This is a genomic window from Agromyces sp. G08B096 (genome assembly GCF_040267705.1).
Lineage (GTDB): Bacteria > Actinomycetota > Actinomycetes > Actinomycetales > Microbacteriaceae > Agromyces.
Genome location: NZ_CP158374.1, coordinates 1,434,011 through 1,459,567, shown reverse-complemented (window position 1 = coordinate 1,459,567; position 25,557 = coordinate 1,434,011). Strand labels below are relative to the sequence as shown.

The following is a 25,557-nucleotide window of genomic DNA, read 5'->3' as shown; positions in this document are numbered from 1 at the left end:
CCAGATCGGGGGCGGTTCCGGCAAAAGCGCCCGGACCCGAAGCTCCTGGGCGCTCCTCCGGTTACTCGGGGTCGCGCGTCTCGCGCACGACGATGACCTCGCCGAGGTCGTGCGGCACCTGCTTGGGCGCCTCCGCCTGCCCGGTGCGCTGCTCGGCGGCGAGCCGCTCGAACTTGGCCATGCTCGCCTGCATGCGCCGGGCGCCGTCGCGCACGAGCTGCCAGATCGCCCACCAGAACGCGACCACGGCGAGCGCGATCGCGAGCACGGCGAACCCGACGGCGGTCGTGCCGTAGAAGCCGGCGCCGATGATCGCGAGGTGCCAGGCGCCGAGCACGCCGACGTCGCCCCAGGCGACGGCCTTCTGCTGCCTCACCGTCGGACGGGCGTTCACGAGGAATGCGACGACCATCAACGACAGGAAGGCGGCGGGCAGCGCGATGATCAGCCCGAGCGTGCTCCAACCGCCTGAGCCGAAGACCGCCCAGCCGATCGCGAGCCACGCCGGCAGCACGACCGCGGCGATGAACTGCCACCGGAGGAACGCGCGCCTGACGAACATGCCGCCAGCGTACCCGCGGCCTCCTCGGAACGGGCCGGGTGTTCACTCAGGGCGGAGCCGCCACAATGGACTCGGAGGAAGGAGAGCCGTGATCGAACTGAGGACCCCGGCCGAGATCGACCAGATGCGCCCGGCAGGGCGGTTCGTGGCGAGCGTGCTGGAGGCGACCGCGGCGGCGGCGAAGGTGGGCGTCAACCTGCTGGAGCTCGACCGGATCGCACACGAGATGATCCGCAAGGCCGGCGCGGAGAGCTGCTACATCGACTACCACCCGTCGTTCGGGGCGAGCCCGTTCGGCAAGGTGCTCTGCACGTCGGTGAACGATGCGGTGCTGCACGGCCTGCCGTTCGACTACGCACTGAAGGACGGCGATCTGCTGAGCCTCGACTTCGCGGCATCGGTCGACGGCTGGGTGGCCGACTCGGCGATCTCGGTCGTGGTCGGCACCGCGCGGGACGAGGACCTCCGGCTCATCCGCACCACCGAGCGTGCACTCGAGGCCGGTATCGCGGCGGCGCGTCCGGGCAACCGCATCGGCGACATCTCGCGCGCCATCGCCGACGTGGCGCGGGAGCAGGGCTACACCATCAACACCGATTTCGGCGGGCACGGCGTGGGCCGCACGATGCACGGCGACCCGCACATCCCGAACAACGGCCGGCCGGGCCGCGGCCTGCCCCTGAAGCCCGGCCTCGTCATCGCGATCGAGCCGTGGTTCCTGCAGACGACCGACCGCATCTTCACCGACCCCGACGGCTGGACGCTGCGCAGCGCCGACGGCTCACGCGGAGCGCACTCCGAGCACACCGTGGCGGTCACCGACGGCGACCCCATCGTGCTCACCGCCCGCGGCTGAGGCTCACCGCCCGCGGCTGAACAGGCGACACGGATGCCTCGCCCCGAGCTTCGGGGCGGGGCATCCGCCGTTCTCGGACCGTGGCTGCGGAGGCCGCACGGTCAGAGGTCGAGCTCGACCTCGATGGCGCCGCCGACGATCCGCGTGCGGTAGGTGCGCAGCACGAGCGCGGGGTCGGTGAAGCACTCCCCCGTGCCGAGGTCGTAGACCTGTTTGTGCAGCGGCGAGGCGAGCGTCGGGCGATCGCCCCGCGAGCCCACGATGCCGCGCGCCATGACGGGCGCGCCGGTCTTCGGGTCGTGGTGGTCCACGGCGTACACCTCCCCGGGTGCCACGAGCACCATCGCGATCTGCCGGCCGGCGACGAGGGCGACCTCGCCCCAGCACGGCTCGAGCTCGTCGAGCGAGCAGACGCGCACCCAGGTCGTCTCGGTCAGCGTGAGGCTCATCGGCACGGCTCCTCTCGGTCGACTCCGACGCTACGTCGCGCGTGTTTCCGTCGGGGCATCCTCGGTGTTTCGCCTCCGTCACCGGCTCCTCACACGGCTGCGGGACCGGTGTGCGGTCGAGGGGCGGCTCGGGTTACACCGGCGTAATACGGCGGAAACGGCCCGGTCGTAGTGTCGGCGGCACTCGAGGAGCAGGAGGATCCATGACCGAGCCCGTCATGCCGGCCGCCGCCGCGACCGGTGTCCGCGACGTCCTCGTCGTCGGCGCCGGCCCCGCCGCCCATCGCCTGGCCGACAGCCTGCACGCCCGCGACGGCGGACGCCGACTGCGCGTCACCGTCGTCGGCGAGGAGCCGTGGCGCCCCTACGACCGTGTGGCCCTCAGCACGCGCCTGGACGGCGCAGTCGACCTCACGCTCGAGCCCTCATCGGTGTGGGACGAGGGCTCGGTGCGGCTCATCCTCGGCGAGCGCGTCGTCGCCGTCGATCACGCGGCCCGGACCGCCGCGACGGATGCCGGCCGCACGCTGCACTGGGACGAGCTCGTGCTCGCGACCGGTTCGAGCGCACCGGTGCCGGAGATCGCCGGGCATGAGCACGTCCGCGTGTACCGCACGATCGACGACATCGACCGGATCGTCGCCGAGGCCCGCGCCATCACGGCCGAGCGCGGCCGGCCGGCGCGCGTGGTGGTCGCGGGCGGCGGCCTGCTCGGCCTCGAGGCGGCCGGCGGCCTCGCCCGGCTCGGCGCCGACGCGGCGATCGTCCACTCGGGCGGCTGGCTGATGTCGGCCCAGCTCGACGAAGGCGCGGGCCGGGCGCTCGGCCGCATCATCGCCGGACAGGGCATCGATCTGCATCTGGGCACGAGGCCGCAGACGGTCCACGTCGACGGCGGGGTCGTCACGGGCGTCGGCCTCACGAACGGCCGTCGCGTGGACGCCGACCTCGTGATCTTCGCGATCGGCATCCGTGCGCGCGACGAGCTCGGCCGCGACCTCGGTCTCGAGCTCGGACCGCGCGGCGGCGTCGAGATCGACCCGGCGTGCCGGACCTCGCTGCCCGGGGTGTGGGCGATCGGCGAGGTGGCGAGCTTCGAGGGCCGGTGCACCGGCCTCGTGGCGCCGGCGAACGCCATGGCCGAGGTGGTCGCCGACCGGCTCCTCGGCGGACTCGCCGAGTTCACGACCGTCGACGATGCGACGAAGCTGAAGCTCTCCGGGGTCGATGTCGCGAGCTTCGGGGACGCCCTCGCCCGGGCCGAGGGCGCGCTCGAGATCGTCTACGCGGACCCGGCGCGCGGGCTCTACCAGAAGCTCGTGATGACCGACGACGCCAAGACGCTCCTCGGCGGCATCTTCGTGGGCGACGCGGCACCGTACGCCTCGCTGCGTCCGCTGCTCGGCACCGAACTTCCGGGAGAGCCCGCCGCGTACCTCTCGGCGAGCGGCATGGAGGCACCGGCCGGCGCGGAGCTGCCCGAATCCGCGCTCGTCTGCGCGTGCAACAACGTCTCGGCCGGCGCCATCCGCACCGCGATCGGCGGCGAGCACGGCGACCACGAGGCCGGGTGCACCGAGCTCGGCGCGCTCAAGGCGTGCACCCGCGCGGGGATGCAGTGCGGGTCGTGCGTGCCGCTCGTGAAGAAGCTCCTCGAGGGCGAGCTCGCCAAAGCCGGGATCGAGGCGTCGCGCGCGCTCTGCGAGCACTTCGAACTCAGCCGTCAGGAGCTCTTCGAATCCGTGCGGGTGCTGGGACTCACGAGCTTCGACGAGATCCTCACCCGCTTCGGCCGCGGCCTCGGCTGCGACGTGTGCAAGCCCGCGATCGCGTCCATCCTCGCGACGCAGCACGGCGCCTACATCCTCGACGCCGGCCGCGGCACCCTGCAGGACACCAACGACCGGGCGATGGCGAACATGCAGAAGGACGGCACGTACTCGGTCGTCCCGCGCATCCCCGCCGGCGAGATCACCCCCGAGAAGCTGGCCGTGATCGCCGAGGTCGCCATGGAGTTCGGCCTTTACACGAAGATCACGGGCGGCCAGCGGATCGACCTCTTCGGCGCCAGGCTCGACCAACTGCCCGACATCTGGCGGAAGCTCGTGGACGCGGGCTTCGAATCCGGGCAGGCGTACGGCAAGGCGCTGCGCAACGTGAAGAGCTGCGTCGGGTCCACCTGGTGCCGGTTCGGCGTGCAGGACTCGGTCGGCATGGCGGTGCAGCTGGAGCTGCGGTACCGCGGCCTCCGGTCGCCGCACAAGCTGAAGTTCGGCGTCTCGGGATGCGCCCGCGAATGCGCCGAGGCCAGGGGCAAGGACGTCGGCGTGATCGCGACCGAGCAGGGCTGGAACCTGTACGTCGGCGGCAACGGCGGCTTCCAGCCCGCGCACGCGCAGCTGCTCGCGAGCGACCTCGACGACGAGACGCTGATCCGCTACATCGACCGCTACCTGATGTACTACATCCGCACCGCGGATCGGCTGCAGCGGACGGCCCGATGGATCGAGGACCTGGAGGGCGGCCTCGACCACGTGCGCGATGTCGTCGTGCACGATTCGCTCGGCCTCGCCGACGAGCTCGAGCTCGCGATGTCGCGCCACGTCGACACGTACGAGGACGAGTGGGCGGCGACGCTCGCCGACCCCGAACGGCTCCGCCGGTTCCGTTCCTTCGTGAACGCGCCCGACCTGCCGGGTCCGGCGAGCGCGCGGGTGCCCGAACGCGAGCAGTTCCGGCCGGCGACGCCGGAGGAGCAGGCCGAGGGACGGGCGGTGCTCATCGCCGGCGCGAGCCTCCCGGTGCGAGGGGTCGACGCATGACCCGCGCGCGGGCCGGGTCCGGCCGGGTCACGCTCGTGGGCGGCGGACCGGGTGCTGAGGACCTCCTCACGCTGCGGGCGGTCCGCGCGCTCGAGTCTGCGGACGTCGTCCTGTACGACCGGCTCGCCCCGCACGCGACGCTCGGGACGCTGGCTCCTCGGGCGCGGCTCGTGGACGTCGGCAAGCGCCCCGGCCACCACGCGCTGCCGCAGTCCGAAATCGAGGCCCTCATGGTCGGGCTCGCGCTCGAGGGACGGCACGTCGTCCGGCTGAAGGGCGGCGACCCGTACGTGCTCGGCCGGGGCGGCGAGGAGGTGCTCGCGTGCCGGCGCGCCGGGATCCCCGTCGAGGTCGTCCCCGGGGTCACGAGCGCGGTCGCGGTGCCCTCGGCCGCCGGCATCCCGCTCACCCATCGCGGCGTCAGCCACCTCTTCACCGTCATCTCGGGTCACGCGCCGCTCGACGAGGAGACCCTCGGACACCTCGCGGGCCTCGGCGGCACCATCGTGATCCTGATGGGCGTGAACACGCTGCCGTCGCTCACCGCCGGCCTCGTGCGGCACGGCCTCCCGGCCGACCTGCCGCTCGCCATCGTGGAGCGCGGGTTCCAGCCCGGTCAGCGCACCACCGTCACCGACCTGGGCGGCGCGGTCGCGGCGGCCGCGCGCGCCCGGGCGGTCTCCCCCGCCGTCATCGTGATCGGCGAGGTCGTCGGCCTCGCGCACGACGGCGATCCGGACGCGCGGGCGGTCGTCGACCGGGCCGCCGAGCTCGGGGCGGCTGGCGCATGAGCCTCGCGCCCGAGGTCATCGCGCCGGGATTCCGCCCCGACCAGCTCGAAGGGTTCCGCATCGGCGTCACGAGCGATCGCCGGTCGGGCGACCTCATCGATGCGCTCGAGCGCCGCGGCGCCCAGGTCCTGCACGCGCCGACGCTTCGGATCGCCAACGCGCGGGTCGACGACCCCGTCATCGCAGACACGAGGGCGATCATCGACGCGAGACCCGACGTGCTGCTCGCGACGACGGCGTACGGGGTGCGCCGCTGGTTCGAGGTCGCCGACGCCGCGGGGCTCGGCGATGCGCTCGTCGAGGCCCTCTCGGCGAGCGCGATCCTCGTCCGTGGTCCGAAGGCGCGCGGGGGGATCCGGGCGGCGGGCCTGAACGATGTCGGCATGAGCCCGCACGAGACGACCGACTCGCTCGTCGACACCGTCCTCGAGCAGTACCCGCCGGGCCTCACGGTCGCGGTGCAGCTGCACGGCTTCCTCGACCCGGCGCAACTCGACCGGCTGCGCGAGCATCACGCGCGCGTACTCACGGTCGAGCCGTACCGCTGGACCCTGCCCGACGACGCGGACGAGCGCGTCGGCCGCCTCATCGACGCCATCCGCACCGAGTCGATCGACTGCGTGACCTTCACCAGCGCGCCGGCCGTGCACGCGCTCTTCGCGGCCGCCGAGAGCGTCGGCGCGGGCGAGGAGGTGATCCAGGCGATGCGCGGCCCGGTCGTGGCCGCAGCGGTCGGACCGGTCACCGCGCAGCCGCTCGTCGACGCGGGGATCACCCCCGTCCAGCCCGAGCGGTTCCGCATGGGCGCGCTCATCCGGCTGGTGTGCGAGCACCTCGAGGAGCACCGGGTGGAGCGGCTCGTCACGCGCGCCGGCCCCGTCGAGCTTCGGGGCAGCGTGGTCGAGGTCAGGGGGCGACGCATCCAGCTCGCCCCCGCTGGTCGCACGATCCTGCGCACCCTCGTCGCCGCGAACGGCTCGGTGGTCTCCCGCGAGCGACTCGCCCGCGCCCTCCCAGGCTCGTGCGACGAGCACGCCCTCGAGGTCGCGATGAGCCGGCTCCGCCGGACGATCGGCGTGCCCGGGGTCATCGCCACTGTGGTGAAGCGCGGGTACCGGCTCGACCTCTGACCTCACAGCGGGCGCCCGGCTCGGTGAGCAGGTCGAGACGCAGCGTTCACGACCGGAACGACCCGCGGAAACACCATCCGCCTAGCTTCGGCAGCACGAGCACCACCTGGACGAGACTCCGGAGGCCACGATGACCGAGACCGCGACCCGCACCGGCACCCAGACCGCGCAGGCGACGCAGACCGCGCCGTCGCGCGCCCTCACCCACCGTCCGGGGCGCTGGATCGACGGCTGGGATCCGGAGGACCGCGATCAGTGGAACCGGGTCGGACGGACCATCGCCCGCCGGAACCTCGGCTGGTCGATCTTCGCCGAGTTCCTCGGCTTCGTCGTGTGGCAGCTGTGGAGCATCGTCGCGGTGTCGCTGCCCGCCGCCGGCTTCGAGCTCGACACCACCCAGGTGTTCTGGCTGATCTCGATCCCGAGCCTCGTCGGGGCGACGCTGCGCATCCCGTACTCGTTCCTCGTCCCGCGGTTCGGCGGACGCAACTGGACGATCGTGTCGGCCGGGCTCCTGCTCCTGCCGACGGTCGCGCTCGCCCTGTGCGTCGGCAACCCCGACACGCCGTTCGGCGTGCTGCTCGCCGTCGCCGCCCTCGCGGGCTTCGGCGGCGGCAACTTCGCCAGCTCGATGTCGAACATCACGTTCTTCTACCCGCAGCGCGAGAAGGGCTGGGCGCTCGGGCTGAACGCCGCAGGCGGCAACATCGGCGCCTCGGTGGCGCAGTTCGTGGTGCCGGTCGTCGTCACCGTGGGCGCCGGCGCGGCGGTGAATCTGCCGCTCGCCGGCTGGATCTGGGTGCCGTTCATCCTCGTCGCGATGGTCGGGGCGTGGAAGTACATGGACAACCTCTCCAACGCGAAGGCCGACTTCGCCGGCTCGGCTGCCGCGCTCCGCGAGCCGCACCTCTGGCTGCTGGCCCTGCTGTACATCGGCACGTTCGGCTCATTCATCGGATTCGCGAGCGTGTTCCCGAAGCTCATCGCCGACCAGTTCCCCGAGTTCTCCGGGATCGCCGTGGGCGGGGCATCCGTCTCGCTGGCCTTCCTCGGCGCGCTCGTGGGGTCGCTGTCCCGCCCGTACGGCGGCCGGCTCGCCGACCGGTTCGGCGGCGCTCGCGTCACGATGTTCGCGTTCGGGGCGATGGCGGCGGTCACGGTCGCGGTGATCGCGACCCTCCCGCTCGGCAGCTTCTGGGTCTTCCTCGGCGGCTTCCTGCTGCTGTTCGCCGCGGCGGGCATCGGCAACGGTTCGACGTATCGCATGGTGCCCGTGGTGTTCGCGGTCCGCGGCGGCGGGAACGCCGGGCACGGCGGCGATGTGTCGACGCAGCGCCGTGCCGCCGCCGCGCTCGGGCTCATCTCCGCGATCGGCGCCTACGGCGGCTTCCTCATCCCGCAGGCGCTCAGCCTGTCGGCGCAGGCCACCGGCGGCTACACGACGGCGTTCGCGGTGTTCGTCGCCGCCTACCTCGGCCTGCTGCTGCTGACCTGGGCGGTGTACGTGCGGGGCGCGGTCGCCAGGGCCGGCCGGATCTGAGCCCGATGGCCCCCGCGACCGACACCCACTGCCCGTACTGCGCCCTGCAGTGCGCGATGACGCTGACCCCGGTGGCCGAGGGTGCCGCTCCCGCCGGCGAGACGCCGGTCACGTCGAGGGATGACTCGCCCGAGGCATCCGTCGCACCGGTTCAGGTCGCCGGCCGCGACTTCCCCACCAATCGGGGCGGCCTGTGCAAGAAGGGGTGGACATCGGCCGAGCTGCTGCGCCGCGGGGGACGACTCACGGCACCGCTGCTGCGCGGCGCGGACGGCGAGCTGCGCGAGACGACCTGGGAGGTCGCGCTCGACGCCGTGGCCGACGGGATCAGGCGGACCCGCGAACGCCACGGCGCGGACGCGGTCGGCGTGTTCGGCGGCGGCGGGCTGACGAACGAGAAGGCCTACCAGCTCGGCAAGTTCGCGAGGGTCGCCATCGGCACGAGCCGGATCGACTACGACGGGCGGTTCTGCATGTCATCGGCCGCGGCGGCGGGCACTCGTGCGTTCGGCGTGGATCGGGGGCTTCCCTTCCCGCTGACGGACCTCGACGACGCCGACACGATCCTGCTGCTCGGCACGAACGTCGCCGAGACCATGCCGCCGTTCGTCGGTCACCTCGCGGGAGCGCAGGCCGCGGGCGGGCTCATCGTGGTCGATCCCCGGCGGACGCCGACGGCGCGGCTCACCGAGGACGGGCGCGGCCTGCACGTCCAGCCGGCGCCGGGCACCGACCTCGTGCTGCTGCTCGGACTCGCGCACGTCGTCCTCACCGAGGGCCTCGCCGACGAGGGCTACCTCGCGGCGCGTACCACGGGCCTGGACGCGCTGCGGCGGACCATCGCTGCCTGGTGGCCGTCGCGGGTGCAGGCCAAGACGGGCGTTCCCGCCGCAACCGTCCGCGCACTCGCCCGCCGGCTCGCCGCGGGCGGGCGGACCTTCATCCTCACCGGCCGCGGCGTCGAGCAGCACGTGGACGGCACCGACACGGCGACGGCGGCGATCAACCTCGCCCTGCTCCTCGGCCTGCCGGGCCGGCCGGGCTCGGGATACGGGACCCTCACCGGGCAGGGCAACGGGCAGGGCGGGCGTGAGCACGGGCAGAAGTGCGACCAGCTCCCGGGCTACCGGAAGATCATCGACCCCGCCGCGAGAGCGCACGTCGCGCGCGTCTGGGGCGTGCCCGCTTCGTCGATCCCCGGCCCCGGGGTGCCGGCCGTCGAACTGCTCCAGTCGCTCGGCCGGGCGGGCGGGGTCCGCACCCTGCTCGTGCACGGTTCGAACGTGGTCGTGTCCGCGCCGAACGCGGGAGCGGTGCGCCGCGGCCTCGCCGAGCTCGACCTGCTCGTCGTCGCCGATTTCTTCCTCTCCGAGACCGCCGGGCTCGCGGATATCGTGCTGCCCGTGTGCCAGTGGGCCGAGGAGGAGGGCACGATGACCTCCCTGGAGGGCCGGGTGCTCCGACGCCGGCGCGCGCTCCAGCCGCCGGACGGGGTCCGCGACGAGCTGTGGATCCTGCAGCAGCTCGCCGATCGCCTGGACGCGCCGTCGACCTGGCCGGTCGACCCACGCGAGGTGTTCGACGAGCTGCGCCGCGCCTCGGCGGGCGGCATCGCCGACTACTCGGGCATCGACGACGCGCTCCTCGACGCGGGTGAGGCCGCGTACTGGCCGTACCCACGCGGGTCGTCGGGGACGCCGAGGCTGTTCGCGGACCGGTTCCACCACGACGACGGACGCGCCCGGCTGGTGCCGGTCACGCCGCGCGCGTCGTCCCCGGAGCGGCCGGCCCGCGGCGCCGGACCCGACCGGCTCACCCTCGTGACCGGACGGCTGCTGGAGCACTACCAGAGCGGCGCGCAGACGCGGCGGGTGCCGGAGCTCGCCGACGCCCAGCCCGTGGCGCGGCTGAGCCTGCACCCGGCGACCGCCGCGAGCCTCGGTGTGGGCGACGGCGAGCGGGTGGAGGTGTCGAGCGCACGGGGGACGGCGCACGCGACCGTCGCGCTCAGCCGCGACATCCGGCCGGACACCGCGTTCCTCCCGTTCCACTTCCCCGGTGATGAGACCGCGAACCTCGTCACCTCCGACGCGGTCGATCCCGTGTCGGCCATGCCGGAGTTCAAGACCGCGGCCGTGCGCGTGCGCCGCCTCGACCCGCAGGAGGCCGGATGACCAGCCACTTCTCCCCCGAGCCGGCCGGGTCGACGTCCACGCCCGCAGCGCCGCTGCGGGTCGTCCTCGTCGGCTACGGCCCCGTGGGCTCACGCTTCGCCGAGGAGCTCGCACCGGCCGTGGCGTCGGGGCGGATCTCGCTCACCGTCGTCGGCGCCGAGCCGGTCGACGCGTACAACCGTGTGCTCGTCGCCGAACATGCCGTCGGCCGGGTGGAGCTCGACGCGATGCTGCTCGCCGACCGTGCCGCCGCCGAGGCCGCCGGCGTGCGCCTCCTCACCGGCGTCGCGGCCCGGCGGATCGACCGTGAGCGCCACGTCGTCGAGCTCGACACCGGCGAGCCGGTGCCCTACGACCGACTCGTACTCGCGACCGGCGCCCGCGCCAACACGCCCACGCTCGACGGCATCGAACGCCCGCGGCGCGACGCCGCCTCCCTCGAGCGCGGCGGCCCCGAGCTCATCGGCTCCGACGACCGGCTGCCGCGCGGGGTAACCGCCCTCAGAGACCTCGCCGACGCCGCCCGAGTGCGGGAGGCCGTCCTCGGCCGGAGGCGCGTGATCGTGCTCGGCGCGGGCGTCCTCGGCCTCGAGATCGCGCTTGCCGCGGCCCATGCCGGCGCCGAGGTGTGCGTGGTGCACCACGGCCCGCACCCCATGCCGCGCAACCTCGACCGCGGCGGCGGGTCCGTCCTCGCCGCCGCGCTCCGGTGCGCCGGAGTCGCGGTCATCGCGCACAGTCGCGCCGAGGCGATCGCCTTCCGCACCGACGAGGACGGCGAACGGGCCTTCGACCTGCTCGTCACCGCCGACGGCAAGCAGGTCCGCGGCGACCTGCTGCTGCTCTCCTGCGGCGTCACGCCCCGCGCCGAGCTCGCGACGCTCGCGGGGCTGCGGACCTCGACGGGCATCGTGGTGGATGCCTCGCTCCGCAGCTGGAGCGACCCCCAGGTCTACGCGATCGGCGACTGCGCGCACGTCGTCGACCGGTCGGTCGAGGCGGACGGCCGGAGCGAGCTGCCCGGCGCGCCGTCTGGGCTGATCGGCCCCGGATGGCGGCAGGCGTCGTGGCTCGCAGCGCAGTGGACCGACGAGCTCGCGCGCGGCACCGAGACGCCGCCGCCCGACGACGGCATGCCGGCCGAGCCCGACCCGATCGTCATGCTGAAGGCGGAGCACGTCGACGTCGTCGCCGTCGGCGACGTGACCGCCGAGCCGTGGGACGTCGACCCGGCGGCGGGCACGACCGACGCTCGTCGCGTCGCGCTCTGGGCCGACCCCGAACACGGCCGCTACGTGAAGATGGTCACCCGCGGCGGCGCGCTGAGCGGCTTCGTGAGCGTCGGGATGCCTCGTACCGCTGCCGAGCTCACCCTCCTCTTCGAACGCCGTGCGGAGCTGCCGGCCGACCGGTCGATGCTGCTGCGCTTCGACGGCCCCGACTTCGACCCCGCCGAGGACGCCGACGCCTTCGCCCCGACCTCGACGGTGTGCTGGTGCAACGCGGTCACCGTCGAACGCATCGAGGCCTCCGCCGCCTGCGGCCGTGCGACCGTCGACGAGGTCGGCCGGGACACGCGGGCCGGGACCGGATGCGGCGGCTGCCGAGGGCGCATCGCGGAGGTGCTGGAGCGGTTCGCCGCGACCGGCGGTGCGGCCGCGTCGCCGGTGGCCTGACGCGCCGGACCTGAGCGTGCCGAGCGCGAACGCGCTGGCGCGCTCGGCGAGCAGGCGCTCGCCACGGCCGCGCGCCGGTCAGGCGCGGCTTCGGTACGCTTCCTCCGCCGCGACCTCGTCGGCCCGGTCGAGCACGAGCGACACGAGCGCGCGCGGCGCGTCGCTCGCGGGGAGCAGCAGCGGCTCGGCGACCCGGTCGGCGCCTGCGAGCACGGCCGCGTCGTAGAACGTGCCGGGCGCGAGCAGGTACGGCGCCACCACGACACGGGTGCGCGGATGCACCGCCCGGAGCATCTCGATCGCATCGGGCAGGCGCGGGATCGCCGCGGCGATGAAGCCGACGGTCACGGGCCGGCCGAGCCTCGCGCCCAGCAGGCGCGCCGTCTCGAAGCACTCGCGCACCGCGCGGGGGTCGTTGGAGCCCGCCGCGGCGAGCACCACCGAGACCTCCTCGTCGTCGCCCAGGTCGCCGAGCCGGTCGGCGAGCACGTCGACGAGCCGTTCGTCGGGCCCCAGCGGATCGGCGAGCGAGGCGCCCGCGACGGGCAGCCGGTCGAGGCCCCGGGCCAGCCCGGTGCGGACGTGGAACCCGGCGGAGAGCACGAGCGGCACGATGATCGCCCGCGGATCGGCGACGCCCTCCGCGAGCGCGGTCGCCACATCGCTGTGCTGCGCGTCGACGAAGGTGATCGAGACATCCGTGGCGGGGCGCGCGCTCGCGACGCCGTCGACGAGCCGCATCACCGCCTCGCGATTCGCCGCCGAAGGTGCGCCGTGCGTCACCGCGACGAGGCGGAGCGGTCGCTCAGGACCCTCCTGCCCCACGAGTTGGGAACTCGACGACCCGATCGCCACGACATCCGCCTCCCGCCTGGGCGAGCCACTCGCCGGTTTCGACGGTACGAACGCCGTGTTTCGGGTCGGCCTCCCGGGTGTTTCCGCCGCGTGAAGACTGCCTCACGCGCGGGCGCGCGAGCGAGGGCGGGTCAGTCGAGCAGTTCGGGCCGCACGCGGCGGGTGCGCTCGAGCTGCTGCTCGCGCCGCCACGCGGCGATGGCGCCGTGGTTGCCGCTCAGGAGCACCGGCGGCACCTCGAGCCCGCGCCACTCGGCGGGCTTGGTGTAGCTGGGGTATTCGAGCAGTCCGTCTTCATGGGACTCCTCGACGAGGCTCTCGGGGTTGCCGACGACGCCCGGCACGAGCCGGCCCGCGGCTTCGATCATCGCCATCACCGCGACCTCGCCGCCGTTCAGCACGTAGTCGCCGAGGGAGATGAGGCGCACGCGCATCCGCGTCGCGTAGTGGTCGACGACGCGCTGGTCGATGCCCTCGTACCGGCCGCACGCGAAAACGAGGTGCGGCTCGGCGGCGAGCTCGCGCGCGATGGCCTGGGTGAACGGTTCGCCGGCGGGCGAGGGCACCACGAGCAGGGCATCGGATGCCCCGTCGCCGACGATCGCGTCGAGCGCCTCGCCCCACGGCTCGGGCTTCATGACCATGCCGGCGCCGCCGCCGTAGGGCGTGTCGTCGACGGTGCGGTGCCGGTCGTGCGTGAAGTCGCGCAGGTCGTGGGCGGTGACGTCGATGAGCCCGGTCTGGCGGGCCTTGCCGAGCAGCGACAGGTCGAGCACCCGGAAGAAGTCGGGGAAGATCGTGACGATGTCGATGCGCACGGGCTACTCCGGGCGGTCGTCGCCGGTCGCGTCGGCCGCGGATGCCTCGTCGGCGGATGCCTCGTCAGTCGCCGGTGCCTCGTCGGCGGGCGCCTCGTCCGCGACGGGCTCGTCGGCATCGGCCGCCTCGGGGAGGTCCTCGAAGAGTCCGGGCGGCGGGGTGACGGTGAGCGTCCCGGCCTCGACGTCGACTTCGGGCACGATGGCCTGCACGAACGGCACCATGACCTCGCGGCGCGCCGGGCCCGCGGTCTTCACGACGAGGAGGTCCTGCGCGGGCAGGTGGTCGACGTGGACGACCTCGCCCACGCGCTCGCCGTCGCGGATCACGGTGAGGCCGACGAGCTGGTGGTCGTACCAGGCGTCGGGCTCGGCGACCTCGTCTTCAGGCTGGTCGACCCACAGGATGGCCTTCACGACGCTCTCCGCCGCGGTGCGGTCGTCGATGCCGTCGAAGAAACCCACGGGGTGGCCGTTGTACCAGCGGAGCTCGCGGAAGGTCAGCCGCTTGCCGTGCCACGGCGAACTCTCGGGCACCTGCAAGGAGAACTCCGCGCCCGGCACGAATCGCCGCTCGGGGTCGTCGGTGTAGAGCTCGAGCTTGATGGCGCCCTTCAGCCCGTGGGCCTTGGTGAGCCGGCCCACTCGGAGCTGCTGGGGTCGTGGATCGCTGGCCACGTCAGTCGTCGGAGTCGACGACGTCGACGCGCACGCGGCGGCCGTCGGCGAGCGCCGTCACGAGCGTGCGCAGGGCCTTCGCGGTGCGCCCGGCGCGGCCGATGACGCGGCCGAGGTCCTCGGGGTTCACGTGAACCTCGAGGACCTCGCCGCGTGCGCTCGACGCGGAGACGACCCGCACGTCGCCCGGGTGGTCGACGATCCCCTTGACGAGGTGTTCGAGCGCGGACTGGAGCAAGGCTTACGCCTCGTCCGTGGTCTCGGCGGCCTCGGCCTCGGGGGCCTCGGTCTCTTCGGCGGCCTTGGCCGGCTTCTCGACCTTGGGCTTGACGACCGACTTCTTCGCCGCGTCGGGGGTGAACCCGGCCTTCGGCTCGGCGGTGCGGACGGTGCTCACGGCGTTCTTGTCGCCCTTGAACTTGCCCCAGTCGCCGGTGAGCTTGAGGATCGCGAGGACCTGCTCGGTCGGCTGCGCGCCGACGCCCAGCCAGTACTGCGCGCGCTCGGAGTCGACCTCGATGAACGAGGGCTCCTCGGTGGGGTGGTACTTGCCGATCTCCTCGATCACGCGACCGTCGCGCTTGGTGCGCGAGTCGGCGACGACGATGCGGTAGTACGGGGCACGGATCTTGCCGAGCCGCTTGAGACGGATCTTGACAGCCACGATTCTCCTGAATGGGTCTGGTGAGGTGGGCGAACTGACAGCCGTGAGCGTGGGGTGCACACTCGGCGGAAGCTCAATGGTGTTCCACAGGCCGGATAGAGGGTCGGGCGATGCAGAACTCGACTGACCATTCTTGCAGATTTCCCCGCGCAAGGATAATCCTGCGCGTCGGCCCCGGGCGCGAACGCCCGGCCCCGCGGGTGCGTGCCAAGATGGGCGGGCGGCACGGGGCCGCGAGCTGATGGGGGGCCCGGGGCATGCAGATCGAGTTCGCGTCGTCGGAGCGTTCGACGGTCGGCATCGAATGGGAGGTCGCCATCGTCGACCGGGCGACGGGCGAGCTGGCATCCGTCGGCGATCGCGTGCTCGACGAGCTGCGAGCCCCCGACGGGTCGCCGCACCCGAGCATCACCCACGAGCTGCTGACGAACACCGTGGAGCTCGTGAGCGGCGTCCATCACCGGGTCGCCGACGCGGTCGCGGATCTCGAGGGGCAGCTCGCCGGGGTGCGCGCCGTCCTGGAACGGCTGGGCGACTACGACCTCGTCTGCAGCGGGTCGCACCCGTACAGCCAGTGGTACGACCAGCGGCTCTCCGACACGCCCCGCTACCGCAAGCTCATCGAGCGCACCCGCTGGTGGGGCCGGAACATGATGATCTGGGGCATCCACGTGCACGTCGGCCTCGACGACCGCGACCGCGCCCTGCCGATCCTCGACGGTTTGCTGGCCTACGTGCCGCACCTGCAGGCGCTGTCGGCGTCGAGTCCGTTCTGGGCGGGCGTCGAGACGGGGTACGCGTCGAACCGGGCGCTCATGTTCCAGCAGCTGCCGACCGCGGGGCTGCCGTACCCGCTCGCCGACTGGGCGGCCTACGAGCGCTATGTCGACGACCTCGTCCGCACCGGCGTCATCGAGGACCACAGCGAGGTCAGGTGGGACATCCGTCCGTCGCCGAAATGGGGCACGCTCGAGGTGCGCGTGTGCGACGGCGTGTCGTCGGCGGCGGAGGTGGCCGCGATCGCGGCGCTCATCCAGTGCCTCGTGGAGTGGATGGGCGACGAGCTCGACGCGGGCCGCACCCTGACCGTGCTGCAGCCCTGGTATGTGCGCGAGAACAAGTGGCGCGCGGCACGCTACGGCATGGAGGCCGAGATCATCACGGATGTCGCGGGCACCGAGCGACTCGTGGGCGAGGACGTCGCCGACCTCGTGACCCGGCTCGTGCCGGTGGCCGAGCGGCTCGGCTGCGGGCCCGAGCTGCAGTCCGTCCGGCTCATGCTGGAGCGCGGCGCGAGCTACCAGCGCCAGCTCGCGGTCGCGCACGCCGCCGACGGCGACCTCCGCCGGGTCGTCTCGCACCTCGCGGAGGAGCTCCGCGAGGGCGCGCCGATCGACGCCGCCTGAGCGGCCGGCCGGAAGCCGGGCCGGCCCGGCACTCGGGCGGTCGGTCAGCCGGGGATGCGGCGCGTGCGGATGAGCTCGGCGTACCAGCGGGCGGAGTCCTTCGGCAGTCGCTCGAGCGTGTCGTAGTCGACCCGTACGATGCCGAAGCGCTTGGAGTAGCCGTAGCCCCACTCGAAGTTGTCCATCAGCGACCACACCTGGTAGCCGCGGAGGTCGACGCCGCGGGCCATCGCCCGGTGCGCGGCGGTGAAGTGGCGGCGCAGGTAGTCGATGCGCTCGACGTCGTGCACGGCCGGGCCGTCGGCCTCGTCGGTGACGACATCGTCGAAGGCGGCGCCGTTCTCGGTCACCATGAGCGGCAGCGAGGGGTAGGACTCGTGCAGCGCGACGAGGAGGTCTTCGAGCCCCGACGGGTCGATGTTCCAGCCCATCGCGGTGTACGGCCCGGGCTGCTCGAGGAACTCGACCGACTCGGAGCCGGGCCAGGCGGTGCCGCCCATGTCCTTGTGGCCGTCGGCGTTCACCCGCGGCGACTGGCCGTCCCACATGCGCACGGTGACCGTGGAGTAGTAGTTGACGCCGAGCACGTCGAGCGGCTGGCGGATGAGCTCGGTGTCGCCCGGCTTCACGAACGACCAGTCGGTGACCTCTGCGGTGTCGGCGATGACGTCGGCGGGGTACTCGCCATCGAGGAGCGGGCCGAGGAAGACCCGGTTGGCGAGGCCGTCGATGCGCCGTGCGGCCTCGGCGCCCGTCGGGCCGGAGGGCCGGATGACGTGCAGGTTGAGCGTGATCGAGAACTTCGGGTCGCCAGGCACGACCTCGCGGAGCGCCCCGACGGCGAGTCCGTGGGCGAGGTTCAGGTGGTGCACCGCGGCGAGCGCCTTCGCGCCGTCCATGAGGCCCGGGGCGTGCGCGCCGGAGCCGTAGCCGAGGTAGGCGCTGCACCACGGCTCGTTGAGGGTGGTCCACACGGCGATGCGGTCGCCGAGGCGTTCCCCCACGAGCCGCGCGTAGTCGGCGAATGCCTCGGCGGTCGCCCGGTTGGTCCAGCCGCCCTCGTCCTCGAGCGCCTGCGGGAGGTCCCAGTGGTAGAGCGTCGCGATCGGGCGGATGCCTCGGGCGATGAGCCCGTCGACGAGCCGCTCGTAGAACGCGAGCCCCGCTTCGTTGGCCGGGCCGCGGCCGGTCGGCTGGATGCGCGGCCACGCGATCGAGAACCGGTACGCCTCCAGCCCGAGTTCGACCATCAGGTCGAGGTCGGACTCCCAGCGGTGGTAGTGGTCGTCGGCGACGTCGCCGGTGTCGCCGTTCCAGACCTTGCCGGGCGTGTGGCTGAAGGTGTCCCAGATGGACGGGCCGCGACCGTCCTCGGTGGCGGCGCCCTCGATCTGGTACGACGCGGTCGCCGAGCCGAAGAGGAAGTCGTCGGGGAACTCGAGGCCCGAGTCGCGGTAGTCGGGGGTGCCGGTCGTCATGGGAAGCTCCAGGGATTCGTCGCGGTCGTGCGACGACCCACTGTAGCGGGTCGTCCGCGCCGGGTGTTTACCGCCCGGTAAGCGTTCGACGCCTCAGTACCAGTAGTCGCCGGTGCGTTCGCGATGATCGGCGATGAAGGCGGCCTCGCCCGCGCGCCAGGCCTCGGCGGCCGGCGTGTGCGGCAGCAGGAAGGCCGGGAGGTACTCGGTGACGTCGGGCGCGAAGGCGCCCTTGAAGATCAGCAGCCCGCGGCCGGCCGGATGCCCCGTGTCCGGCGGCGGCACATGTCCGAGGTCGTACCGGTCGATGCCGGCGGCGGCGAGATCCTGCATGACCCTCCAGTGCAGCAGCCGCGACGCCATGAGCTGCGGCGCGTCGCGGAGCGATCCGCCGTCCTTGTACCAGGCGCTGCGTCCGAAGGTCACGACGAACGCGCCCGACACCACGCGTCCGTCGTGGCGCGCGAGGTAGAGCGCGCCCTGCCCGTGGGCGGCGAACCCCGCCCACACCCGCCGCAGGTAGTCGTCGGAGCGGAAGAACGCGCCCGATCGTTCCTCGGTCGCGCGGACGAGCCCGAGCATCTCCTCGGCATCGGAACCGTCGACGTCGGCCCGGTCGACGACGACGCCGTTGCGCTCGCCGACGCGGATCTCCGCGCGGGCGCGCTTCTTCATCCGCGCGAGCGCCCCCTCGGGGCCGTCGGCGAGGTCGACGACGACGGCGTACCGGTACTGCGAGGCCCGCGTCGGCCTCCACCCCTGGTCGAGGAACGCCTGCTCGAGCGCCCGATCGCGCGGCTGGTACACCTCGACCTTGGTCGCGAACGCCCCGTCGGCGGAGGCCGCGACCGCGGCGGTGAGCCCGGGCACGTCCTCTGGGGCGAGTCCGCTGATCCTCGGAAGGTGACGGAGCGCGCCGACGCCGGCGACGGTGCGCGTGAAGGCGAGCACCGGCATCGGCCGGTCGGCTGCGCCGAGATCGAGCGGCGCGGGCTGCCACGGCCCGCCCGACCTGATCGACGCCCAGGCGCGGCTCTGCATGAAGTGCGGGACCGAGTGGGCGGCCAGGACGCGCTCGTCCCATTCCGGTGCGATCGTTCCGGTCACCACCGTGTCCACCGCGTCTCCCCCTCTGCCGTGGTGGAGGGCACCTGCACCCGCGAAGCGGCGCTTCGAGGCACATGATAGCCAGCGGATGCAGCCGAACCGGGTATCCCCCGCCTATGGTGGTCGCATGGGCGACGCGAGGCTCGAACTCAACGGGGAATCCGTGCAGGCCAGGCTGCTGGCCGGCAGGGGGACGAACGGCGGCTACTCCCTCGTGATCGACGGCACCACGCAGTCGCACGTGAACCCCGACGATCCCCTCGACCTGCAGCTCGAGTACGTCCGCAGCATCGCCGCGGTGATCGACGCGTGGCGGCCCGGCGATGCACCGCTCCGGGTGCTGCACCTCGGCGCCGGCGCCCTGACGGTGCCGCGATGGATCGCCGCGACCCGGCCGGGCTCGCACCAGCACGTGGTCGAGCTCCTGCCCGAGCTGTTCGACTTCGTGCTGGAGGCGCTCCCCCTCCGCGACGGCGTCGAACTGACCGTCGAGTTCGACGACGCGCGTGCGGCGGTCGACCGCGCCGCCCGCCGGGACGGCGGCTACGACGTGGCGATCGTCGATGTCTTCTCGGGCAACGTCGCACCGCCCGCGGTCGGCACGGTCGAGTTCTTCTCCGCGCTCCGCGACCTGCTCGCACCCGACGCGCTCCTCATCGTCAACACCCTGGCGGGGTTCGACCTCGCCGCGCCGAGGGCGATGGCGGCGACCCTGGCGGTCGCGGGCGACGAGGTGGTGGCCGTCACGGCCCAGGGCGTGCTCGACGGCGGCCCGGGCAACGTGGTGCTCGTGGCATCCCCCGAAACGCCGCCGGTGGCCGCGCTCGAGGCGCGCCTCGCCGGTTCGCCGCGGCGCATCGAGGTGCTCGCCGGCGACACGGTGGCCGCGTTCGCCGGCGATGTGCCGCCGCGGCACGACGAGGTCGCGGACTGACCCATGCCGCACGCGGCGGCGCGGTCGGGCCGGCGGGGCGCCGGTGCGACCGGGCGCCGATGGCGCGCCGTGGCGGCGCTCGGGGCACTGGCGTCGACGCTCGCCGTGGCCGCCTTCGGGGCCGGCGCCGGGACCGGCAGGAGCGCCGCCGCAGCGGAGCCCCGCGACCCCGCGATCGGCCCCGGCCTGGAGTGGGTCGCCCACCGGGACAACCCGTTCCGGCAGGGCGACGATCCCGACTTCATCAACTCCGATCTCGCGTTCACGGGCGACCACCTGGTGCAGGGCAACTTCGCGGGCTTCTCGGTGTGGGACATCGCGGACCCGGGGAACCCCGAGCTGCGGGCGACCGTGCCGTGCGCGGGCGGGCAGGGCGACGTGAGCGCCGTCGGCCGGGTGGTCATCGTCTCGATCGACGAGACGATGTCGAGCGACGCGTGCGATGCGGTCCGCGTGCCGGAGACCGAGGAGAACTGGGAGGGCTTGCGGATCTTCGACCTCACCGATCCGGCCGCCCCGCGATACGCGGCCGCCGTGCGCACCCGGTGCGGCTCGCACACCCACACCGTCGTGCCCGACCCCGCCGACCCGTCGAGCGTGCTCGTCTATGTGAGCGCCTACAGCCGGGGGGCATCCCTGCACTGCACCGGACGCAACCCGCTGCAGATCGTCCGGGTGCCGCTCGACGCGCCCGACGACGCCGCCGTCGTCGGGGAGCTGGATCTCTTCGACGGGCGCAGCGCGTTCGGCCCGGGCGACCGGGTGCCGGGCGGCGCGGAGACCCGCAGCACGACGGGATGCCACGACATCACCGCCTACCCGGCGAAAGGGCTGGCGGTCGCCGCCTGCCGTGGCGACGGGCTGCTGCTCTCCATCGCCGACCCGCTGCACCCGGTCGTGCTGCAGCAGGTGCGGGATCCCGCGGTCGCGTTCTGGCACTCGGGCATCTTCGACAACGACGCGACGGCGGTCGTGTTCCAGGACGAGCTCGGCGACGGCTTCATCAACACCTGCTCCCCCGCCTTCGGCGCCGACCGCGGGGCTGACGCCCTCTGGAGCCTCACGGGCGGCGCCCTCGAGCGTCGCGCGACGTTCAAGATCCCCCGCGTGCAGTCGGACCTCGAGAAGTGCGTGTCGCACTCGGGCGGCCTGATCCCGGTGCCGGGGCGGTTCATCGTCGCGCAGGCCTGGCTCGAAGGCGGCGTGTCGGTGATCGACTTCAGCGATCCGGCCGCGCCGACCGAGCTGACCTTCTTCGACCGGCCGACGTACGGGTACGCCATGGACTACACGGCCGGCATCTGGTCGGTGTACTACTACGACGGCTACCTCTACGCGAGCGACATGTACGACGGTCTCGAGGTGATCCGACTCACGGATCCGCTGTTCGCCGATGCCGCTCGATACGACCCCGGCGAGCTGAACCCGCAGTCCCAGCCGACGTACACGTGGGTCTGGCGGGAGGCTCCGGTGCTGCCGGCCGCGGAGGCGGAGCGCGCCGCGCTCCCGCGTCTGTCGGTCGAGCCCGCCGCCGTACCCGAGGGGACGACGGCGACGGTGGCGGTGTCCCTCCCGCCCGGATCCCTCGACGCGGGCGAGACGGTCGACGTCTGGTGGATGCCCGGCGCCCGGGTGCTGGCGACGGCGACGGCCGCGGCCGACGGTTCGCTGCCGTCCACGCCCGTCACCCTGCCGGGCCCGCTGACCGCGGGCGGCTACGACCTCGTGGCGCGCGGCGACCGGACGAGTGACCGCCTCGCCCTCGCCACCGTCGAGGTGGCCGCACCGTCGCCGTCGGCCGCACCCGCGGCGCGCCCCGAGGGCGGCGATCTGAACGGATGGCTCGTCGCCGGGCTCACGGCGATGGTCGCCGCCGTGGCGGGCGGGGCCGCAGTCGCGGTGCTCCGCCGGCGGGCGCTCCGGCGCGGGCGGCCGGAGGGCCCGGTCTCGTGAACCGGTCGACGACCGCGCGGCCCGCCCGACTCGGGTCGCTGGTGCTCGCGACGGGGCTCGCCCTCGGGTTCGGGATGGGCGCGGCCGGCTGCACCGTCGCCGCTGATGGGCGGGGCCCCGCGGCATCCGACCGAGCCGGCGCCGTCGACCCGTCGACGAGCGCGGCCGACGCGGAATGGGTCGCGGGCATGGCCGAGCACCACGATCAGGCCGTGGCGCTCGCCGGACTCGCCGTCGACCGGGCCGCAGATGCGGAGGTGATCGCGGCCGCCGCCCGGATCGCCGAGGCGCAGGCGGCCGAGGCGTCCGCCCTCCGCGGCTGGCTCGAGCGGCGGGGAGCTGCCGGACCCGACGCACACGCTGACGGTGCGATGCCGGGCGAGATCTCCGCGGAGGCCATGGACCGGGCCCGCGATGCCGAGGGCGCGGAGTTCGACCGGCTCTTCGTCGACCTCATGGTCAGCCACCATGAGGGCGCCGTCGTCATGTGCGAGGAACGGCTCGAGGCATCCGGCGACGCGGCGGTCACCCGGTGGGCGCGCACGATCGCGTCGGCGCAGGCGATCGAGATCGACCGCCTACGTGAACTCGCCGCGCGTCTCGACGCAGCCGGAGCGCCGGCCGGTTAGCGGCCGAGCAGCTTCTGCAGCGCGGCGAGCTCTTCCTCGCTCGGGCCACCCTGCCCGCCCTTCGCCGCACCCCCCAGGCCGAACCCGGCGCCCGACGGCGCCGCCCCGGTCGCCGCGGGAGCACCCGATGCGATCGCCGCGTTCTCCGCGGCGCGCTTCGCGGGGTTGCCCGAGCGCGAGCCGCCCGACTTCTTCTTGCCCTTCGCCTTGCGCGCGGAAGCTCCGCCGCCGCCGCCGAACCCGGCGCCCGGGATCGGGCCCATGCCCGGGATCTGCGGCACCCCGCCGCGCGCGACGGTCTTCATCATCTTCGCGGCCTGCTCGAAGCGCTGCACGAGCTGGTTCACGTCGGTCACGGTCATGCCGGAGCCCTTGGCGATGCGCAGCCGGCGCGAGCCGTTCAGCAGCTTCGGGTTCCGCCGCTCCGCGGGCGTCATCGACTGGATGATCGCCTCGGTGCGCACGATCTCCTTCTCGTCGAACTGGTCGAGCTGCTGACGGAGCCCGCCCGCGCCGGGAAGCATCCCGAGCATCTTCTTGATCGAGCCGGCGCCCCGCAGCTGCTGCATCTGCTGCAGGAAGTCCTCGAGGGTGAACTGCTCCTTCGCGAGCTTCTCGGCGACCTTCAGCGCCTCCTCCTCGTCGAAGGCCTGCTGCGCCTGCTCGATGAGGGTGAGGATGTCGCCGAGGTCGAGGATGCGGCTCGCCATGCGGTCGGGGTGGAACGGCTCGAAGTCGTCGAGGCCTTCGCCCGTGGACGCGAAGATGATGGGCCGGCCCGTCACGGAGGCGACCGACAGCGCGGCACCGCCTCGGGCGTCGCCGTCGAGCTTGGAGAGCACTACGCCGGTGAAGTCGACGCCGTCCTGGAAGGCCTTCGCGGTGGCGACCGCGTCTTGACCGATCATGGCGTCGATGACGAACAGGACCTCGTCGGGATTCGTGGCCTTGCGGATGTTCGCGGCCTGCTTCATCAGCTCGGCGTCGACGCCGAGACGGCCGGCGGTGTCGATGATGACCACGTCGTGCTGCGCGCGGCGGGCCTGCTCCACGCCGTCCTTCGCGACCTTCACGGGGTCTCCGACGCCGTTGCCGGGCTCGGGCGCGTACACCGGCACCCCGGCCTGACCGCCCACGACCTGGAGCTGGTTCACCGCGTTGGGACGCTGCAGGTCGCTCGCGACGAGGAGCGGCGTGTGGCCCTCCTTCACGAGGTGCTTCGCGAGCTTGCCCGCGAGCGTCGTCTTGCCCGCACCCTGCAGGCCGGCGAGCATGATCACCGTCGGCGGCGTCTTCGCGAACTGCAGGCGGCGCTGCTGCCCGCCGAGGATGCCGACGAGCTCCTCGTTGACGATCTGCACGACCTGCTGCGCGGGGTTCAGGGCCTTGTTCACCTCGTCGCCGAGCGCGCGCTCGCGCACCGTGGCGGTGAACTGCTTGACGACGTCGAGCGAGACGTCCGCGTCGAGCAGCGCGCGGCGGATCTCGCGGACGGTGCCGTCGACATCGGCCGCGGAGAGCTTGCCCTTGGTGCGGAGGTGCTTGAACGTCTCGGCGAGACGGTCGGAGAGGGTGCCGAAGGTAGCCATGGTGCCTTCGATTCTAGGCGAGGCCGGATGCCCCGACGTCGCCGGCCGCCCGGAACGCCCGGTCAGCCCTCGAAGCGGACGTCGACGATCTCGCGTTCGACGTCGATCGCGGCGATGAGCCGCTCGTCGGTGTCCTCCGGTGCGAGCGCGAACTCGAACTCCGCGAACGCGTCGCCCGGTTCGTCGGCGTCGGGTCGGAGATCGACCCGGACGAGGCTCATCGAGCGGAGCGCGTCGATCTGCCGATCGCCGGACTCTCGGCCGATCGCGGCGTCGACCTCGTCGGCCTGCTCGAGGTCGGGGTCGAGCAGCACGTCGAGGAAGCGCACCACGGGCGAGGAGGCGGAGTCGAGCTGGGTGACGAACGCCGAGCGGAGCTCGTCGTCGATGAGCTCCAGCTCGCCCACCATCGTCGCGGCCGCGTCGAGCGCCGCCATCGAGACGCCGTCGCCGTCGGCGTCGAGGACCACCTCGACGTCTTGGTCGCCGTACTCCTTGCGCTCCGACCAGTAGTCGCCGACGAGGCCGAAGTAGTCGTGTTCGATCGCCATGTTCCGCTCCCTGGGTCTATCCGACGAGCTTCTGCGCGAAGACGTGCGGTGTGAAGCCGGTGAGGTCGCCGATGCCCTCGCCCTGGCCGATGAGCTTGATCGGCAGGCCGGTCTTCTCCTGCACGGCGAGCACGAACCCGCCCTTCGCGCTGCCGTCGAGCTTGGTGAGCACGAGACCGGTGACCCCGCCGTGCTCGATGAACGCCTCGGCCTGCGCGAGCCCGTTCTGGCCGGTCGTCGCGTCGAGCACGAGCAGCACCTCGCTGATCGGCGCCTGCTTCTCGACGACGCGCTTGATCTTGCCGAGCTCGTCCATGAGCCCGCCCTTGGTGTGCAGGCGCCCCGCGGTGTCGATGATGACGATCTCGGTGCCGTCGCGCTTGGCCTGCTCGACGGTCTGGAAGGCGACGGAGGCCGGGTCCTGCCCTTCGCGCTCCGGCCGGACGATCCCGACGCCCGCCCGCTCGGCCCAGGTGGCGAGCTGGTCGACCGCGGCGGCACGGAACGTGTCGGCGGCGCCGACGACGACCGAGCGGTCGTACGTGCGCAGGAACCTCGCGAACTTGCCGATCGTGGTGGTCTTGCCCACGCCGTTCACGCCGACGACGAGGACGACGGCGGGCCGCTCGGTGAGCTTCAGCGTCGGGTCGTACTTCGCGAGGCGCTCCTCGACGACCTCGCGGAGCATCCGCTGGACGTCGCGCGGATCGGTGGTCTTGTACCGCTCGACCTGCGCGCGGATCCGCTCGACGATCTCCTCGGTGACGGCCGGGCCGAAGTCGGCGGTGATGAGGGCCGCCTCGAGGTCGTCCCACGTGTCCTCGTCGATCGTCTTCGCGCCGAAGATGCCCCGAAGGGCGGAACCGAGCGACCAGGATGCGCGTTCTGCCATGCG

The 25,557-nt window shown here is 73.2% G+C and carries 23 protein-coding genes; 11 read left to right on the top strand and 12 right to left on the bottom strand.

The genetic code is table 11. The features are described 5' to 3' along the window. Positions 1–61: 61 nt before the first annotated feature. Entirely contained in the window at positions 62–562 is a 501-nt protein-coding gene (locus ABIQ69_RS07075; RefSeq protein ID WP_350349661.1) for a hypothetical protein, read from the bottom strand. A gap of 88 nt (positions 563–650) precedes the next feature. Here ABIQ69_RS07075 and map point away from each other — a divergent pair, with 88 nt between their 5' ends. Further along, entirely contained in the window at positions 651–1,418 is a 768-nt protein-coding gene (gene map / locus ABIQ69_RS07070; RefSeq protein ID WP_350349660.1) for a type I methionyl aminopeptidase, read from the top strand. A gap of 101 nt (positions 1,419–1,519) precedes the next feature. On the opposite strand, the gene nirD is transcribed toward map, so the two are convergent. After that, the gene (gene nirD, locus ABIQ69_RS07065; RefSeq protein WP_350349659.1) at positions 1,520–1,867 is read right to left on the bottom strand and encodes a nitrite reductase small subunit NirD; all 348 of its coding nucleotides are present in this window, start codon (positions 1,865–1,867) and stop codon (positions 1,520–1,522) included. A gap of 203 nt (positions 1,868–2,070) precedes the next feature. Between nirD and nirB the strand changes: the two genes are divergently transcribed. From nirB to ABIQ69_RS07035, 6 genes are all read left to right on the top strand, one after another. Further along, on the top strand, positions 2,071–4,689 hold the full coding sequence (gene nirB / locus ABIQ69_RS07060) for a nitrite reductase large subunit NirB (protein ID WP_350349658.1): 2,619 nt from the start codon (positions 2,071–2,073) through the stop codon (positions 4,687–4,689). Continuing rightward, positions 4,686–5,480: a uroporphyrinogen-III C-methyltransferase gene (gene cobA, locus ABIQ69_RS07055; RefSeq protein WP_350349657.1), complete on the top strand. Its 795-nt coding sequence runs from the start codon at positions 4,686–4,688 to the stop codon at positions 5,478–5,480. Before nirB ends, cobA begins: the two co-directional genes overlap by 4 nt. Further along, a complete protein-coding gene (locus ABIQ69_RS07050) occupies positions 5,477–6,610 on the top strand; it encodes a uroporphyrinogen-III synthase (RefSeq protein ID WP_350349656.1) in 1,134 nt (377 codons plus the stop codon). Before cobA ends, ABIQ69_RS07050 begins: the two co-directional genes overlap by 4 nt. Before the next feature lie 130 nt (positions 6,611–6,740). After that, positions 6,741–8,150: an MFS transporter gene (locus ABIQ69_RS07045; RefSeq protein WP_350349655.1), complete on the top strand. Its 1,410-nt coding sequence runs from the start codon at positions 6,741–6,743 to the stop codon at positions 8,148–8,150. A 5-nt stretch (positions 8,151–8,155) separates the two neighbouring features. Then, entirely contained in the window at positions 8,156–10,324 is a 2,169-nt protein-coding gene (locus ABIQ69_RS07040) for a molybdopterin oxidoreductase family protein (RefSeq protein WP_350349654.1), read from the top strand. Next, positions 10,321–12,000, top strand: a complete 1,680-nt coding sequence (locus ABIQ69_RS07035; RefSeq protein WP_350349653.1) for an FAD-dependent oxidoreductase — start codon at positions 10,321–10,323, stop codon at positions 11,998–12,000. The genes ABIQ69_RS07040 and ABIQ69_RS07035 overlap by 4 nt, the downstream gene beginning before the upstream one ends. 78 nt (positions 12,001–12,078) lie before the next feature. Here ABIQ69_RS07035 and ABIQ69_RS07030 read toward each other — a convergent pair whose 3' ends face one another. The 5 genes from ABIQ69_RS07030 to rpsP all read right to left on the bottom strand — a co-directional run bounded on the left by ABIQ69_RS07030 (position 12,079) and on the right by rpsP (position 15,015). Continuing rightward, on the bottom strand, positions 12,079–12,855 hold the full coding sequence (locus tag ABIQ69_RS07030) for a CbiX/SirB N-terminal domain-containing protein (RefSeq protein ID WP_350349652.1): 777 nt from the start codon (positions 12,853–12,855) through the stop codon (positions 12,079–12,081). A 131-nt stretch (positions 12,856–12,986) separates the two neighbouring features. Further along, positions 12,987–13,673, bottom strand: a complete 687-nt coding sequence (trmD, locus tag ABIQ69_RS07025) for a tRNA (guanosine(37)-N1)-methyltransferase TrmD (protein WP_350349651.1) — start codon at positions 13,671–13,673, stop codon at positions 12,987–12,989. Positions 13,674–13,676: 3 nt separating this feature from the next. Continuing rightward, positions 13,677–14,351 carry a ribosome maturation factor RimM gene (rimM, locus tag ABIQ69_RS07020; protein WP_350349650.1) on the bottom strand — a complete coding sequence of 225 codons (675 nt, stop codon included), beginning with the start codon at positions 14,349–14,351 and terminating at the stop codon, positions 13,677–13,679. A 1-nt stretch (position 14,352) separates the two neighbouring features. Further along, positions 14,353–14,589 (bottom strand): RNA-binding protein, encoded by a 237-nt coding sequence (locus tag ABIQ69_RS07015; protein ID WP_350349649.1) that lies wholly within the window; start codon positions 14,587–14,589, stop codon positions 14,353–14,355. 3 nt (positions 14,590–14,592) lie between these two features. Then, complete coding sequence (rpsP, locus tag ABIQ69_RS07010; RefSeq protein ID WP_350349648.1) at positions 14,593–15,015, bottom strand: 30S ribosomal protein S16; 423 nt, start codon at positions 15,013–15,015, stop codon at positions 14,593–14,595. 257 nt (positions 15,016–15,272) lie between these two features. On the opposite strand from rpsP, the gene ABIQ69_RS07005 reads away from it, so the two are divergent. Continuing rightward, the gene (locus tag ABIQ69_RS07005) at positions 15,273–16,421 is read left to right on the top strand and encodes a glutamate--cysteine ligase (protein ID WP_350349647.1); all 1,149 of its coding nucleotides are present in this window, start codon (positions 15,273–15,275) and stop codon (positions 16,419–16,421) included. 44 nt (positions 16,422–16,465) lie between these two features. Here the strand turns inward: ABIQ69_RS07005 and ABIQ69_RS07000 are convergent, their stop codons facing one another. Then, on the bottom strand, positions 16,466–17,899 hold the full coding sequence (locus ABIQ69_RS07000; protein ID WP_350349646.1) for a GH1 family beta-glucosidase: 1,434 nt from the start codon (positions 17,897–17,899) through the stop codon (positions 16,466–16,468). Positions 17,900–17,992: 93 nt separating this feature from the next. Beyond that, on the bottom strand, positions 17,993–19,006 hold the full coding sequence (locus tag ABIQ69_RS06995) for a GNAT family N-acetyltransferase (RefSeq protein ID WP_350349645.1): 1,014 nt from the start codon (positions 19,004–19,006) through the stop codon (positions 17,993–17,995). Positions 19,007–19,133: 127 nt separating this feature from the next. Between ABIQ69_RS06995 and ABIQ69_RS06990 the strand changes: the two genes are divergently transcribed. The 3 genes from ABIQ69_RS06990 to ABIQ69_RS06980 are packed head-to-tail and all read left to right on the top strand — an operon-like array spanning position 19,134 to position 22,522. Beyond that, on the top strand, positions 19,134–19,940 hold the full coding sequence (locus tag ABIQ69_RS06990) for a fused MFS/spermidine synthase (RefSeq protein WP_350349644.1): 807 nt from the start codon (positions 19,134–19,136) through the stop codon (positions 19,938–19,940). Between the two features lie 3 nt (positions 19,941–19,943). Then, positions 19,944–21,893 carry a hypothetical protein gene (locus tag ABIQ69_RS06985; RefSeq protein WP_350349643.1) on the top strand — a complete coding sequence of 650 codons (1,950 nt, stop codon included), beginning with the start codon at positions 19,944–19,946 and terminating at the stop codon, positions 21,891–21,893. Next, on the top strand, positions 21,890–22,522 hold the full coding sequence (locus ABIQ69_RS06980; protein ID WP_350349642.1) for a DUF305 domain-containing protein: 633 nt from the start codon (positions 21,890–21,892) through the stop codon (positions 22,520–22,522). The genes ABIQ69_RS06985 and ABIQ69_RS06980 overlap by 4 nt, the downstream gene beginning before the upstream one ends. On the opposite strand, the gene ffh is transcribed toward ABIQ69_RS06980, so the two are convergent. The 3 genes from ffh to ftsY all read right to left on the bottom strand — a co-directional run bounded on the left by ffh (position 22,519) and on the right by ftsY (position 25,554). After that, entirely contained in the window at positions 22,519–24,111 is a 1,593-nt protein-coding gene (gene ffh, locus ABIQ69_RS06975; protein ID WP_350349641.1) for a signal recognition particle protein, read from the bottom strand. The genes ABIQ69_RS06980 and ffh overlap by 4 nt on opposite strands. 62 nt (positions 24,112–24,173) lie before the next feature. Next, on the bottom strand, positions 24,174–24,662 hold the full coding sequence (locus tag ABIQ69_RS06970) for a DUF2004 domain-containing protein (protein WP_350349640.1): 489 nt from the start codon (positions 24,660–24,662) through the stop codon (positions 24,174–24,176). Positions 24,663–24,678: 16 nt separating this feature from the next. Continuing rightward, complete coding sequence (gene ftsY / locus ABIQ69_RS06965) at positions 24,679–25,554, bottom strand: signal recognition particle-docking protein FtsY (RefSeq protein WP_350349639.1); 876 nt, start codon at positions 25,552–25,554, stop codon at positions 24,679–24,681. Between the last annotated feature and the right edge of the window lie 3 nt (positions 25,555–25,557).